Genomic DNA, 14,559 nt, shown 5'->3' with positions numbered 1-14,559 from the left:
AGAAGTTGAACGCCTTCACCGCCCCCAAGGGCACCTACGACCTGCTCCCGCCCAGCTCCGCGACCTTCCTGGCGGTGCGTCAGGCGCTGGCCGCCCCGCTGCGCCGGGCCGGCTACGGCTACATCGAGACCCCGGTCTTCGAGGACACCAAGCTCTTCTCCCGCGGTGTCGGTGAGTCCACCGACATCGTCACCAAGGAGATGTTCACGCTCACCCAGCGTGGCAAGGAAGAGCTCGCGCTGCGCCCCGAGGGCACCGCCTCGGTGGTCCGCGCGGTACTGGAGGCCAACCTGCACAAGCAGGGCAACCTGCCGGTCAAGCTCTGGTACTCGGGCTCGTTCTACCGCTACGAGCGCCCGCAGAAGGGCCGCTACCGCCAGTTCGCCCAGGTCGGCGCGGAGGCGCTCGGCGCCGAGGACCCGGCGCTGGACGCCGAGCTGATCATCCTGGCGGACGACGCGTTCCGCTCGCTCGGCCTGCGCGACTACAAGCTGCTGCTGAACAGCCTGGGTGACAAGCAGTGCCGCCCGGTCTACCGCGCCGCGCTGCAGGACTTCCTGCGCGACCTGGACCTGGACGAGGACACCCGCCGCCGCGCCGAGATCAACCCGCTGCGGGTGCTCGACGACAAGCGCGAGGCCGTGCAGGCCCAGCTGACCGGCGCGCCGATGCTGCGCGACTACCTCTGCGAGGACTGCAAGGCCTACGACGAGCAGGTCCGCCAGCTGCTCGCCGCGGCCGGCGTCGCCTTCGTGGACGACCCGAAGCTGGTCCGCGGCCTGGACTACTACACCCGCACCACGTTCGAGTTCGTGCACGGCGGCCTCGGCGCGCAGTCCGCGATCGGCGGCGGCGGGCGCTACGACGGGCTCTCCGAGATGCTCGGCGGCCCGGCGCTGCCCTCGGTCGGCTGGGGCCTGGGCGTGGACCGCACCTACCTCGCGCTGGAGGCCGAGGGCGTCGTCCTCGACGTTCCGGCGACCACCTCGGTCTACGCCGTGGCGCTGAGCGAGGAGGCCAAGAGCATCCTGTTCGCCAAGGTGACCGAGCTGCGCCGGGCCGGCGTGGCCACCGACCTCGCCTTCGGCGTCAAGGGCATCAAGAACGCCATGAAGTCCGCCGACCGGTCCGGGGCCCGCTTCGCCGTGATCGCCGGTGAGCGCGACCTGGCCGAGGGCGTCGTCCAGCTCAAGGACATGTCGACCGGCGAGCAGGTCCCCGTCGCCCTCGACGCACTCGTCACCACCCTGAAGGAGAAGCAGCTGTGATCCGCACGCACGACGCGGGCACGATCCGCGCGGAGCACGCCGGAACGACCGTCACCCTGGCCGGCTGGGTCGCCCGCCGCCGCGACCACGGCGGGGTGGCCTTCATCGACCTGCGCGACGCCTCCGGCACCGTGCAGATCGTGGTCCGCGACCTCGATTCGGTGCACGGCCTGCGCGCCGAGTACTGCGTCAAGGTGGTCGGCGACGTCCGGATCCGCCCCGAGGGCAACGAGAACCCGGACATCCCGACCGGCGCCGTCGAGATCGTGGTCACCTCGATCGAGGTGCTCTCCGAGGCCGCGCCGCTGCCGTTCCAGGTCGCCGAGTACGAGCCGGGCACGGTCAACGAGGAGGTCCGGCTGCGCTACCGCTACCTGGACCTGCGCCGCGAGGGCCCGGCTCGCGCGCTGCGCCTGCGCTCCAAGGTGAACAACATCATCCGCCGGGTGATGGAGGAGAGCGACTACCTCGACATCGAGACGCCGTACCTCACCCGTTCCACCCCCGAGGGCGCCCGCGACTTCCTGGTGCCGGTCCGGCTCCAGCCCGGTCACTGGTACGCGCTGCCGCAGTCCCCGCAGCTGTTCAAGCAGCTGCTGATGGTGGCCGGCATGGAGCGCTACTACCAGATCGCCCGTTGCTTCCGCGACGAGGACTTCCGCGCGGACCGCCAGCCGGAGTTCACCCAGCTCGACGTCGAGGCCTCGTTCGTCGACCAGGAGGACGTGCTGGCGCTCGGTGAGAAGATCATCGGCGCGATCTGGCGCGAGGTGCACGGCTACGAGATCCCCAACCCGCTGCCGCGGATGTCCTACGCCGACGCGATGAACCGCTACGGCTCGGACAAGCCGGACGTCCGCTTCGGCCAGGAACTCACCGACCTGACCGAGTACTTCAAGGGCACCGAGTTCCGGGTCTTCCAGGCGCCGTACGTCGGCGCCGTGGTCATGCCCGGCGGCGCCTCGCAGCCGCGCAAGGCGCTCGACGCCTGGCAGGACTGGGCGAAGGCGCGCGGCGCGCGCGGCCTGGCCTACGTCGTCATCGACGCCGAGACCGGCGAGCTGCGCGGTCCGGTCGCCAAGAACCTCAACGCCGAGCACCTGGCCGGCCTCGCGGCCGCCGCGGGCGCCAAGAACGGTGACGCGATCTTCTTCGCGGCGGGCAAGAAGACCGCCTCGCAGGAGCTGCTCGGCGCCGCCCGCCTGGAGATCGGCCGCCGCTGCGAGCTGATCGACGAGTCCAAGTGGGCCTTCCTCTGGGTCGTGGACTTCCCGATGTTCGAGCCGATCGAGGACGACAAGGGCGAGTTCCAGGGCTGGCACGCGGTGCACCACCCGTTCACCGCGCCGACCGCCGAGTCGCTGGCCAGCTTCGACACCGACCCGGGCAACGCGCTCTCCAACGCCTACGACCTGGTGCTCAACGGCTCGGAGCTGGGCGGCGGTTCGATCCGTATCCACCAGCGGGACGTGCAGAAGCGGGCGTTCGACGCGATCGGCCTCTCCGAGGAGGAGGCGGCCTCGCAGTTCGGCTTCCTGCTCGACGCGTTCAACTACGGCCCGCCGCCGCACGGTGGCATCGCGCTCGGCCTGGACCGGGTCGTCACGCTGCTCGGCGGCTACGACACGATCCGCGACGTCATCGCGTTCCCGAAGACGTCCACCGGCGGCGACCCGCTGACCGGCGCGCCGACCCCGATCACGCCGGCGCAGCGCCGCGAGGCCGGTGTCGACGCCAAGCCCCGTCTGAAGGACGAGGCCAAGTCGGAGGCTCCGCAGGAGTCCTGACGATCAGTCAGTCGTGAACCAGCTCCGGCCGGTGCGCACCCCGCGCACCGGCCGGAGCGCTTGTGTGGGCATCCCGCCCGTCCGTCCGTACCGGCGTCCGTACCGGAACCCGTCCACAAGGGAGTGGGCCCCATGAAGCTGCGGATCAGAGTCGAGGACCCGTCCGACGCACCCGCGACCAGGCGGGTGCACATGGCGGCCTTCCCCGGCCCGGAGGAGGCCGACCTGGTGGACGCGCTGCGCCACGACCCGGCCTGGCTGCCCGCGCTCTCGCTGGTCGCGACGGACCCCGGCGGACTGGTCGTCGCCCACGCGCTGCTCACCCGGCTGCGGGTCGGCGGCGGCGAGGCGCTGGCGCTGGCCCCGGTCGCGGTGGCCCCGGAGTGGCAGCGCCGTGGCGTCGGCGAACGGCTTGTCCGTGCCGCGCTGGCCGCCGCCGAACAGGAGGGGGAGCGGCTCGTGGTGGTCCTCGGTGATCCCGGCTACTACGGCCGCTTCGGCTTCGTCCCGGCGGCCCGGCACGGCGTGACCGGACCGTACGAGGTGCCCGAGGAGGTCTTCCAGGCCCTCCCACTGCCCGGCTACGACGGCACCCCGACCGGGCCGTGCGAGTACCCGGAGCCGTTCGACGGAGTCTGACGGCCCGGCCGGGGTCCGCCGGTGTGGCGTCAGGCCTGAGAGGGCGTCAGAGTCCCGGCCTTCGCCGCACCGGAAGTCGTGGTCGCCGACGTTGCGGTCGCCGACGTCTGCTTCTGTGCCTGCGCGTGCGCCTTTGCCTGCTCCTGCTCCTGCGCCTGCTCCTCGCGGCGGGCGGAGCGGCCCGGGGTGGCTGCCATCACCGAGGAGCCGATCATGATCAGTGCGAAGCTCCACAGGCCCATGGTGAAGATGATCATGCCGTGCAGTGCGACGTCCATCGCCAGCCCGACCTTGCGCCAGCGGTCCGAGGAGAGCAGGCAGACCGCGATGGCGATCTCGATCACCAGCGCTCCCCAGGTCATCGAGGCGATGATCACGGAGTTCTTGGAGACCGCCAGCAGCAGCGGGGCGAGTGGCTTGGCGGCGCCGAACATGTTGTCGCGCAGCACGTAGTACTCGGCGGTCCCGTTCGCCCAGTCGGCGACGCCGAACTTGCTGATCGCGCTGTCCAGGTAGATGTACGCCAGCTGCAGCCGGATCGCGAGGAAGGCGGCGAAGGAGACCGCACGCCAGGCCGGTGAGGCCGCGCTGGTCGCCGGCTGCCAGTGCCAGGTGCGGTCGTCGGCCAGCCCGATCGGGACCATCAGCAGCGAGACGATCAGCCCGATCGACTCACCGCCGTCGGGCAGCGAGATGCTGGTCGCGATCGAGAAGACGGCCCAGAGCTGCGGCAGCACCGTCCAGCGCGGCCGGTAGCCGCTCGCGGCGGCCGCCAGGATGACGACCAGCAGCCAGCGCGGCCACTCCGCGCCGATCGAGTCATGGCCGATGCAGAAGGCGGAGATCGTGTCGATCGAGCCGCACTTGGGCCCGTTGCCCATCCCGAGCACCGGGACCAGCAGCGCCTTGGACGGGGTCAGCAGCACCACGGTCAGCTCGGCGAAGCAGACCAGCGAGCGGCCGATGCCGAACCACCGGTTGCGGGCGTCGAAGCGGTGCAGGTGCCGGTCGAGACCACCGGCCAGCGAGTCGAGGGCGGTCAGCGCACGCATGCCACGTCCACGTGGGCGACCCGGACGACCCGGTTCTCGTACGACACGATGTTTCGGTACCCCCAGGGCACGGTCTTCTCCTCGGTCAGGAAGGTGTCACCGCAGACGGTCGGGACCGGGCTGTCGTTCTCGATCCGCTGGGCCGGCGTGGCCGCGGCGTCCTGCAGGCAGCCGGCGAGCAGGCCGGAACACGTCGCCCAGTCGGTGGCCGCACTGTTGACGAAGCCGAGTTCGGGCCCCTGCGCCCGCTGCTCGCGGGACAGCCCGAAATAGTTCGAGGCATTCGCCTGCGGAGTGCGCAGCAGGCTGCGGGTGTGCGTGCCGTCGAACGCGTAGACGCCGAGCTTGCTGGTTTCCGGATTCTTCGTGAAGAATGCCCAGTCCTGCGGGGCGATGGCATTGAAGAAAGTCCTGGCGCCGGCCGAATGGCGGCTGCTCAGGACATTGCTGGGAATGGTGTAGAAGAGCGAGACGAGCAGAAATCCGAAGATTACCGCGCAGCTGGCGGAGAATATCGCCAACTGCCGTCGGGCGGCCCGGGTCGGTGTCGGTGACAGCAGCCCGGCGGTGACATTGGTGCTGGCCATGAACGGGTCCCTGGTAGGTGGGGGCGTTTTCCGGTCGGGCGCCGGTCGGGCGCGCCGTAATCGGGGTCGGGAACGGTGTCCCGCCGAGCCGCGGTCTCGGCGGGACACCATTGGTTGCGGCGCTACTGCGTCACTGCGTTACCGCGTCACAGGTTCGAGGAGACCGACGCGACCAGGCCGTCCGTGTCCAGGCTGTTCTGCGCCGTCAGGTCGTAGCTGTAGGCGACGACGAACACGGCCGCGACCTCGGAGGCGACCGAGACGTTCGCGACGACCGAGACGTTGGCCGCGACGACCACGTTGGCCCACAGCTTCAGGAAGCCGTCCGGGCGGACCACGTTCGCGTCAACGGTGTTCGACGCCGTGCTGGTCTTCGTCAGGTACTGCTTCATGTCGCTGTTCAGCCGCTGGATCCCGTTCTGCACCACGAACGGGTCCTTGGCCTGGATGGCCTCGGTGACCTCGTTGTGGTAGGCGGGGTCGATGACCGTCAGCTGCTTGGCGAGGTAGTCCTCCTGCGCGGCAGTCACCGTGGTGGTGGCCACGCCCGGGTGCTGGGCCTTGATCTCCTTGGCCAGCGCGGGGTGCTCCTCGGCGGCCCGGCCGTTCGCGAAGAGCAGTACGCCGAGCACCTCACCGTCGGTGTACGAGCCCGTGTGGGCCTTGGTGACGGTCGCGGTGGCCGGCTTGGCGACCTGCGCCGGGGCGGCGGCCATCGCGGTCCCGGCGATGCCGAGGGCCAGGCCGGCCGCGACGGTGGCAGAGACCAGTGAACGAGTCTTCAGATTCATCTTGATCCCACTCACATTCGTGTGAAGGTCGATGGTGGTGAGGGATATCCGGGCGCGCCCGATACCGACGGGAGTTCACCGGCAGCGGGAGTGCTGCGGGAACCCGCGTCCGTGGCCGGACCGAATATCCCGGGGAACGTCACAGCGTGCATGCTGCGCGCGGCGTGCGTACGTGTCGGTGGCGCCCAATGGTTGGTGCACCCCGCAGACGGTCGAAGTGCTCGCGTCCGAGCCTTGGAATCGTCTGCCTTCCCCGTGTGCCGGTGACGTGATCACCGGCGGAATTCATCATGCAGTGGCCTGGTCGGAGCGTCAACGACTATCGGACGCAGTATCGGAGGGCGGGGGGAGTGGGCGGACTTCGGCACGTTGACAAAATGTCATGGGGCGCCGGATGGAGCGTGGTCGAATGGCGCCGTGTGGCATTCTTGGCGTGCCATCGGTCCGTCGTCGCCCGGCTCCGAAAGGGACAATTCGATGAACACCGCAGGACACAGCACCGAGGCCGTCGTGGTCGGCTCCGGCCCGAACGGACTGGCCGCCGCGGTCGAGCTGGCCGGTGCCGGCCTGCGGGTCACCGTGCTGGAGGCGGCGGCCGAGATCGGCGGCGGTACCCGGACCAGCGAACTGACCCTCCCCGGCCTGCTGCACGACCACTGCGCCGCCGTGCTGCCGCTCGGGCCCGGATCGCCGTTCCTGCGCGGGCTCGGCCTCGAGCGTCACGGTGTCCGCTGGTGCTACCCGGAGGTGGACCTGGCGCACCCGCTGGACGCCGGACCGGCCGGCGCGCTCTACCGCTCGCTGGAGCGCACCGCCGAGGCGCTCGGCCCCGACGGGCCCGCCTGGCGCGCGCTCTTCGAGCCGCTCGGCGCGCACTTCGACGAGCTCGCTGAGGACCTGCTCGGCCCGGTGCTGCGGGTGCCGCGCCACCCGGTCCGCCTCGCCGGCTTCGGCGCGCGGGCGCTGCGCGGCGTGGGCGGGGTGGCCCGCCGGCTGTACACGCCGGCCGCCCGCGCGCTCTTCGCCGGGATGGCCGCGCACGCCTTCCACCCGCTGGAGCGGCCGCTCTCCGCCGCCTCGGTCGGCCTGATGCTCGGCGCCTCGGCGCACCGCCACGGCTGGCCGGTGGCGGCCGGCGGCACCAGGACGGTGACCGACGCGCTGGCCGCCGTGCTGCGCGAACGCGGCGGCCGCATCGAGACCGGGGTGCGGGTCCGCTCGCTGGCCGAACTGCCGCCGGGCGCCGTGGTGATGCTGGACGTCTCGCCGCGCGCGGCGCTGGCGATCGCGGGGGACCGGCTGCCGCCGCGGGTCCGCCGGGCGTACGCGCGCTGGCAGCACGGGCCGGGCGCGTTCAAGCTCGACCTGGCCGTCGAGGGGCACCTGCCCTGGCGTGACCCGGCCTGCGCCCGGGCCGGGACGGTGCACCTGGGCGGCACGCTGGCCCAGGTCGCGCACGCGGAGCGCGAGATCCACGGCGGCCGGATGCCCGAACGGCCGTTCGTGCTGGTCGGCCAGCAGTACCTGGCCGACCCGTCCCGCTCGCGGGGCGACCTGAACCCGGTCTGGGCCTACGCGCACGTCCCGGCCGGCTACTCCGGCGATGCGACCGAGGCGATCCTGGGTCAGATCGAGCGGTTCGCCCCGGGCGCGCGCGAGCGGATCGTGGCTCAGGCGACCCGCTCCGCGCCCGAGTACGCCGCCTACAACGAGAACTTCGTCGGCGGCGACATCATCGGCGGCGCCAACACTCCCTGGCAGTTGGTCGCCCGCCCGCGCCTGGTCCCCGACCCGTACTGGACCGGCGTCCCCGGCGTCTACCTCTGCTCGGCCGCCACCCCGCCGGGCGCCGGCATCCACGGCATGTGCGGCCACCACGCCGCCCGCTCGGCACTGCGCCGGCTGGGCGGCTGATCCCTCCCCGGCCGCCGCGCCGAGCCGCCGTTTCGTCCCCCGCGACCTAACGTGACTGCTCATCAGCCACCGTTCGGCCCGCCCCCAGGAGACGCCACGTGACCGACGCGCCCGCCCAGCAACCCCGCCTTGCGAAGTCGCTGTACGAGGCCGAACTCCTGCGCCTGCAAGGCGAGCTGGTGAAGCTCCAGGCGTGGGTACAGCTCGAACGCGTCCGGCTGGTGGTCGTCTTCGAGGGCCGGGACGCCGCCGGCAAGGGCGGCGCGATCAAGCGGGTGACCGAGTTCCTCAACCCGCGCGTCGCCCGGATCGCCGCGCTGCCGGCCCCGACCGAGCGCCAGCGCGGCCAGTGGTACTTCCAGCGCTACGTGGAGCAGCTGCCGGCCGCCGGCGAGATCATCCTGTTCGACCGCAGCTGGTACAACCGGGCGGGCGTCGAGCGGGTGATGGGCTTCTGCACGGAGGAGGAATACCGCCAGTTCCTCCAGCAGTGCCCGACCTTCGAACGGATGCTCATCGAGGCGGGCATCGTGCTGCGCAAGTACTGGTTCTCGGTGAGCGACAAGGAACAGGAGCGCCGGTTCCAGGCCCGCCTCGCCGATCCGATGCGCCGCTGGAAGCTCTCCCCGATGGACACCGAGTCGATCAGCCGGTGGGAGGACTACTCGCGGGCCAAGGACGAGATGTTCGTCCAGACCGACATCACCGAGGCCCCGTGGAACGTGGTCGAGAGCGACGACAAGCGCCGCGCCCGGATCAACATGATCGCCCACCTGCTCTCCACCATCCCCTACGAGGACGTGACCAAGCCCCCGGTCGCCCTGCCGCCCCGCCCGCCGTCCAAGGGCTACCAGCGCCCGCCGCGCGACCTGCAGAAGTACGTGCCGGACCACGCGGCGAAGCTGGAGGGCAAGAAGAGGAAGCAGGAGAAGAAGGCGAAGAAGTAGGGGGGCGTCGTGCGCCTGGAATCGCGTCGTCACCGCAAGCACCAGAAGCCGGCCACCGGATCGACCTGGTGGGCCCCGGCGGCCCGTGGCTGGTGGATCGCGGTCCTGTTCGCCGTCGGATCGCTGCTGTTCGCGCTCGGCTCGGTCTCCGGCTACGCCGACGCGGTCGGAGCCCGCGGGGACACGATCACCTACTTCATCGGCTCCCTCTTCTTCACCTCGGCCTCCTTCCTCTGCTACCGCGAGACGGTCGATGCCGCCTCACCGGCGCAGAACCCCCACCACCGGCGCTTCTTCACCTGCCAGCCCCGCCGGATCGACTGGTGGTCCACCGCGATCCAGCTGGCCGGAACCCTGTACTTCAACATCAGCACCGGGCTCGCCATGGCCGACAACCTCTCCGCCCCGGCCGCCCACCAGCACGTCTGGCGACCCGATGCGATCGGCTCCGTCTGCTTCCTGGTGGCCAGCCTGCTGGCTTGGTACGAGACGTGCCACGGCTGGCTCGCCTGGCACCCCCGGTCCTGGGCGTGGTGGATCACACTGGCCAACCTGATCGGGTCCATCGCCTTCGGCATCTCGGCGGTGGCCGGCTACATCAACCCGATCACCGGCCAGGTGCACGACATCGACCGGGCCAACACGCAAACACTGATCGGCGCGGTGTGCTTCCTCGTCGGCGCCGTCCTGCTGCTCCCCGAACGCACCGAGGAGTCCGGTGACTGAGCGACAGGCGGCTTGTGCTCCGCACCTCTTGCCACTGAGACCGGGTGGCTCCTCGATTGCTTCACAAGGCACTGTCACACCGGCAGGTCACACTTCAGCGTATGGGTATCAGATCGGATCTCTCGCTGGAACTGCAGCTCAGGTACGTTCACGAGCAGGCGGCGAACGACGAGGTGAAGCGAGCGGTCACCTCCGTGCTCCAGCACATGAGCACTGGACGCGGCGGCCACCGCAGGGGTGGGAAGGTGCTCGTGCAACTCCTGGCAGAGGCGCGCGGGTGCGCTGCCTCGGTCGGTGAGTGGGAGGTTGTGCGGCTGCTGCATGACTCCCTGGACTACGCCGAGGAACGGATCCTGCAGCCGGAGTTCGACGAGAGATACCGGCTCTTTCAAGACGGCATACGCAACCAACGGCTGCGACGGTCTGTGGCGAGCATGCTTGAGAACAACTACAAGTACGTCGCCGAAGCCGGGCGCGAGTTCCTGGACCAGCACCCCGGTGCAGATGTGGATGATCTGCTGGCCTATATCAACACGCTCAGCCATGACGCGCGGTATCTCGTAGCGCCGGAAGGTCGGCCGGCGCGCTACTCGCTCCTCCGCGGCCGGGCGGAGAGGATGGTGTGGCTGGAGCGGGTGCTTCAGGAGCGGATCGATATCGAAGACCCGGCGGAGGCCGCTCAGCGGATTGCCGCCTCGCCAGAGGCGTTGGCGCTCCTCGCCGCTGATCCAGATGGCCAGATGATCCTCCGGGCGGCACAGCTTCAGCAGCGCTCGGCCCGTCTGGCCACCCTGTGCAAAGTGGCTGAGGACAGAACAGCCACAGAGTCGGACCTACAGCGGGCGCTGGAGGGGCAGCACTGGATCTTCGGTGGGCGTTTTATTGGGGAAGCTGCTCAGCGCAGGTTGGTGCCCGGTGACGAGGTCGACATTCCTCTGATCCGCGGTGATGGAAGTCTTCACATCGTCGAGTTGAAGCGAGCCATGAGCATGAACGGTTCGCTGGTGAAGCGATATCGCGGAGCATGGGTGCCTACCGCTGAGGTGCACGACGCAGTCGGCCAGGCAGTCAACTACCTTGTCGGGCTGGATGAGAACCGCCAGCAGATCTTCGAGGACTTCGGCATCGAGACACGCCGAGCAAGCGCCATCGTTCTGATCGGCCATCCAGCCGTCCAGCCGAGCGTGCCGGAGCGGGAGATCAACGAAGCGCTCAGGACATTCAACACGCACGTGAACCGTGTCGAGGTCATCACGTACAAGGAGCTCATCGACAACGCCAGACGTTCCCTGGGGGACCTCCCCGACGCTTAGTCGCCGCATTGACGGAGGACTGACCGACAGGCGGCCCCGACCAACGCTGTGGTCGGGGCCTCGACATGCTTTCCAATTCTCCCGAATGCTGTCCATCGCGGTTCGCAGACGTTCACACTTAGCTGGCAGGAACCGATGTGGACCGGAACCCCGTTAAAGCCGCACTGGAGAACGGTCAGGAGGATGACGGAACCGCTCACGATCAGGCCCGCCGCCTTCGCGGAGCCGAGATCCTTGACCTGTTCTGCGGTATCAGTTCACGAAGATTTCGGAAGTGGCAGCCACATCGTTCGTGATGACGGTCAGAACACCGGCGCCTGTGAACGAACCGGAGAGTTCGTAGCACGTGGAATGCGTGGTACTGAGATACTGATCACGCAGCTCCGCGCCGATCTTGCCGTCGAAGTCGTGGCAGTAGTCCTCCACAAAAACCCCATTATCGAGGCCATTCATGGACTCGGCTACCTGGTAGTAGTTCGTCTTTCGATACATCTCATGACGCCACACATCACGGCCGTACGTCTTGAGGAGACGCATGTCGCAGTAGATCGAGCACGGGTCTGGGAACAGGCTCGCACCATTCGCTCGGGAGCCGCTGCTGTCGCGGTAGACGAACAGCAGGTTGCGAATGAGTAAGCCCATTCGTGGCAGGCGCACGGTATTGATGCCGTTGGCTACGTTGATGGTGTTCTTGGACCAGTACGATATGGTGCCGATCGCTGGGGGCTGCTGCGCGGTGGGAGCGCCGTTGAGATCAGTCTGCTGGGGCTGGCTCCACGTCTCGAGGTGTGCACGGATCCGCACAATCGGGAGGGTAGTCGGAGCGGTGCCGTAGGGGGTTGAGCCGGATGCCAGGGTGATGCGTAGCATCCACGGGGACGCGGAATTCATATTGGGCAGGGCACCCAGTGCGCTACGCGCTGATATTTCCACGGGAATGCGCAAGCAGAACCGAAAGCTGCCGCCGGTTGGGGCCACTGCTGAATACATTGGCGACGCCTTCGGATCTGAGTTCGCACCGGTTACTCCACCCCACTTGTTGATGAGGTATAGGTCATAGCCACTTAAAGGCCCGACCACCGGGGAGCCATTGGCATCAATGAGCGTGATCTCTGAGATAACATTCCATGGTGAGTCCTCGGAAGTAGTGACGCCGGTACCGGTGCCGCCAGTCGCGTGCACGTCCAGGATGATGCTGCGGAGGAAGCCGTATGGAGGCAAGTCCCAGGAACCCATGGCCGCTGAGCTTGTGCCCAGCGTCTGTGTTGCATCGAACATGGGCTCGATGTGTTCGTGGCTGGCCCGGGTGAACGGGGCCAGCATCGTGGGCCGTTGTGTCTTCCGGCCGGTGATGGCCGGTGGCACTGCGTTTGTTGCTGCGGTCTCGGAAATTTCGGATACTCCTTTGTTCTAGTAGATGAAGGCCATGGCTTGGCCCACCTTGTTGTCGCTCGTGTAGGCCTCCACAGTGCTCCAGAGGAATCCGAAGACGGGTCGCGGTCCGTCACTTAAAATGGGACGCGAGACGAAAACGACTGATCGAGCATGCCATGAAGATGCTCGGGGGCTGACTGGGTGCGGAGGACTTGGCTGGCCTCAGTCGAAGGCGGGCTTAAGCTATTTCCGTCTCGTCCAACTCGCGGCGCGGTAATAGTTCTGCTACTTCCCGGATGATCTCCTCTGGCACCTCGGACCGCCCTTCCGGGCGGAGCGGCCGGATCCTGTGTGTCGGGCGAGGGTGATGCGCCCGCCGAAGGTGACGTCGGTCGTGGTGGCTTGGCCGAAACGGATCGGGCCGACGGCCGCCCGGGTCAGCATCTGACGGCAGCTGGGAGTCCTGCAACAGGGCAACGGCCTTTTTGGCCCGCCTTCCTGACTTCCTATCAGAAGTGAGTCGGTGCCGGCGAGGGGATGCGTCAGAGGATCAGCAGGGTCGGCCGGCCGGCCGCGCTCTCGCGGCCGGCGCGGTCGATCGCGGTGGCCGCGTACCAGGTGCCCGGCGTGCGCGGTGTGCCCGGCGTGTTCGTTGGCGGCTGGTAGTGGTCGGTGGTGAGTGCCGGGAGGAGGGCGGTGAGTCGGGTGGGATCGGGGGAGGGGCTCGGTCCGGGGTAGCTGTCGTACCGGTAGATGCCGTACTGGAACGCCCCGGGTTGGGAGGAGATCCGCAGCGCCCGGTGGCCGTCGGCGAGGTGCAGGGTGGGCGGCGCGGGTGGGGTGCCGCTGGCGAGGCGGGGGAGCAGGGGGAGCAGGGCCGGGCGCTGCCAGTGCTCGGCGGCGAGTTTGCCGATCGCGCCGATCCGGTCGAGCTGGACGGCGCGGGCGCTGAAGAAGATGTCGCCGCCGATGGCGGGCAGGGTGGCGTTGAGCGCGAGGTGGCGGGAGAGTTCGGCGGGGTCCTGCCAGGCGCCCGGGCGGTCGGGGGCGCCGGGGCGGGAGGCGGACTGGCCGATCCAGAGCAGCGCGTCGGTCCCGGCGATCTGTTCGGCCCACCAGGGGGCGAGGACGGCGTAGTCCGCGATGGTGTAGCCGAAGCACCAATAGAGCTGTGGCGCGATGTAGTCGATCCAGCCCTTGCGGGCCCAGCCGAGGGTGTCCGAGTACTGGCTGTCGTAGCTCTGCACGAAGGCGGCGGTGGCGGAGCCGCGCGGGTCGCTGGTCCGGTTCCGCCAGACGCCGAACGGGCTTACGCCGTAGGCCACTTCGGGGCGAGCGGCGCGGACCAGGTCGCGCGTCTCGCGGACCATCAGGTCGATGTTGTGGCGGCGCCAGGCGGCGCGGTCGGTGAACCCCTTCCCGTGGGCGGCGAAGCTCGCGTGGTCGGGGAACGCGTGGTGGGGGAGGGGGTACGGGTAGAAGTAGTCGTCGAAGTGCACGCCGTCGAGGTCGTAGCGCAGCACGGCGTCCATGATCGCCTGCTGCACGAAGGCGCGCACGGCCGGGATGCCGGGGTCGTAATAGAGCTCGCCGTTGTAGCGGACCAGCCAGCCGGGGTTGCGGCGGGCGGGGTGGTCGGGCAGCAGCTTGGCGGGGTCCGGCTGGATCGCCACCCGGAACGGGTTGAACCAGGCGTGGAACGCGAGGCCGCGTTCGTGTGTGGCGCGGACCAGGAACTCCAGCGGGTCCCAGCCCGGGTCCTGGCCCTGCGTGCCGGTCAGCCACTCGGACCACGGCTCGTGGCGTGACGGCCAGAGCGCGTCCGCAGTGGGGCGGACCTGGACGAAGACGGCGTTGAAGCCGATCGCGAGCGCCCGGTCGAGCAGTGCGGTGTAGTCCGCCCGGAGCCGCTCGGGCGACAGCCCGCGGGCGGCCGGCCAGTCGGCGTTGTGCAGCGAGGTGACCCACAGGCCGCGCAGTTGCCGCTTGGGCCGTCCGGCGGAGGGGTCCGCGCTGGTGGGGACGCTCGGCCCGGGGCTGTGGTGCGCTGTGTGCCGTGCGCGCCGGGTGGCACCGACGGTGGCGCAGGCGGCGAGCGCCGCGCCCAGGCCGGACAGCACGTCCCTGCGCGCGGGCCGGCAGCTGGTGGAGCGGTCCATCC

The 14,559-nt window shown here is 69.4% G+C and carries 12 protein-coding genes; 7 read left to right on the top strand and 5 right to left on the bottom strand.

The genetic code is table 11. From position 1 onward, the window contains the following. Nucleotides 1-5 precede the first annotated feature (5 nt). The 3 genes from hisS to AC060L_RS04700 all read left to right on the top strand — a co-directional run bounded on the left by hisS (nucleotide 6) and on the right by AC060L_RS04700 (nucleotide 3,694). Nucleotides 6-1,268: a histidine--tRNA ligase gene (gene hisS, locus AC060L_RS04710; protein ID WP_483797167.1), complete on the top strand. Its 1,263-nt coding sequence runs from the start codon at nucleotides 6-8 to the stop codon at nucleotides 1,266-1,268. Continuing rightward, a complete protein-coding gene (gene aspS / locus AC060L_RS04705; RefSeq protein WP_483797166.1) occupies nucleotides 1,265-3,055 on the top strand; it encodes an aspartate--tRNA ligase in 1,791 nt (596 codons plus the stop codon). Before hisS ends, aspS begins: the two co-directional genes overlap by 4 nt. A 132-nt stretch (nucleotides 3,056-3,187) precedes the next feature. Continuing rightward, nucleotides 3,188-3,694 carry a GNAT family N-acetyltransferase gene (locus AC060L_RS04700; protein ID WP_483797165.1) on the top strand — a complete coding sequence of 169 codons (507 nt, stop codon included), beginning with the start codon at nucleotides 3,188-3,190 and terminating at the stop codon, nucleotides 3,692-3,694. Nucleotides 3,695-3,723: 29 nt separating this feature from the next. Here the strand turns inward: AC060L_RS04700 and AC060L_RS04695 are convergent, their stop codons facing one another. The 3 genes from AC060L_RS04695 to AC060L_RS04685 all read right to left on the bottom strand — a co-directional run bounded on the left by AC060L_RS04695 (nucleotide 3,724) and on the right by AC060L_RS04685 (nucleotide 6,124). After that, nucleotides 3,724-4,746, bottom strand: a complete 1,023-nt coding sequence (locus AC060L_RS04695; RefSeq protein ID WP_483797163.1) for a sporulation-delaying protein SdpB family protein — start codon at nucleotides 4,744-4,746, stop codon at nucleotides 3,724-3,726. After that, entirely contained in the window at nucleotides 4,734-5,333 is a 600-nt protein-coding gene (locus AC060L_RS04690) for an SdpA family antimicrobial peptide system protein (RefSeq protein WP_483797162.1), read from the bottom strand. The genes AC060L_RS04695 and AC060L_RS04690 overlap by 13 nt, the downstream gene beginning before the upstream one ends. Before the next feature lie 146 nt (nucleotides 5,334-5,479). Beyond that, nucleotides 5,480-6,124 (bottom strand): sporulation delaying protein family toxin, encoded by a 645-nt coding sequence (locus tag AC060L_RS04685; RefSeq protein ID WP_483797161.1) that lies wholly within the window; start codon nucleotides 6,122-6,124, stop codon nucleotides 5,480-5,482. A 477-nt stretch (nucleotides 6,125-6,601) separates the two neighbouring features. Between AC060L_RS04685 and AC060L_RS04680 the strand changes: the two genes are divergently transcribed. The 4 genes from AC060L_RS04680 to AC060L_RS04665 all read left to right on the top strand — a co-directional run bounded on the left by AC060L_RS04680 (nucleotide 6,602) and on the right by AC060L_RS04665 (nucleotide 11,024). Beyond that, complete coding sequence (locus tag AC060L_RS04680) at nucleotides 6,602-8,038, top strand: phytoene desaturase family protein (RefSeq protein ID WP_483797160.1); 1,437 nt, start codon at nucleotides 6,602-6,604, stop codon at nucleotides 8,036-8,038. Nucleotides 8,039-8,136: 98 nt separating this feature from the next. Continuing rightward, nucleotides 8,137-8,985 carry a polyphosphate kinase 2 gene (ppk2, locus tag AC060L_RS04675; protein ID WP_483797159.1) on the top strand — a complete coding sequence of 283 codons (849 nt, stop codon included), beginning with the start codon at nucleotides 8,137-8,139 and terminating at the stop codon, nucleotides 8,983-8,985. A 9-nt stretch (nucleotides 8,986-8,994) separates the two neighbouring features. Next, complete coding sequence (locus AC060L_RS04670) at nucleotides 8,995-9,711, top strand: hypothetical protein (RefSeq protein ID WP_483797158.1); 717 nt, start codon at nucleotides 8,995-8,997, stop codon at nucleotides 9,709-9,711. A gap of 101 nt (nucleotides 9,712-9,812) precedes the next feature. Then, entirely contained in the window at nucleotides 9,813-11,024 is a 1,212-nt protein-coding gene (locus tag AC060L_RS04665) for a Shedu immune nuclease family protein (RefSeq protein ID WP_483797157.1), read from the top strand. 252 nt (nucleotides 11,025-11,276) lie between these two features. On the opposite strand, the gene AC060L_RS04660 is transcribed toward AC060L_RS04665, so the two are convergent. Together AC060L_RS04660 and AC060L_RS04655 are read right to left on the bottom strand one after the other, a co-directional pair. Next, nucleotides 11,277-12,347, bottom strand: coding sequence for a hypothetical protein (locus tag AC060L_RS04660; RefSeq protein ID WP_483797156.1), 1,071 nt, complete (start codon nucleotides 12,345-12,347; stop codon nucleotides 11,277-11,279). A gap of 593 nt (nucleotides 12,348-12,940) precedes the next feature. Further along, on the bottom strand, nucleotides 12,941-14,557 hold the full coding sequence (locus tag AC060L_RS04655) for a glycoside hydrolase family 10-like protein (RefSeq protein ID WP_483797155.1): 1,617 nt from the start codon (nucleotides 14,555-14,557) through the stop codon (nucleotides 12,941-12,943). Between the last annotated feature and the right edge of the window lie 2 nt (nucleotides 14,558-14,559).

The organism is Kitasatospora sp. NEAU-69 (assembly GCF_057158765.1).
The sequence above is the reverse complement of the archived record's forward strand: the minus strand, read 5'-3'. Positions and strand labels throughout refer to the sequence as shown.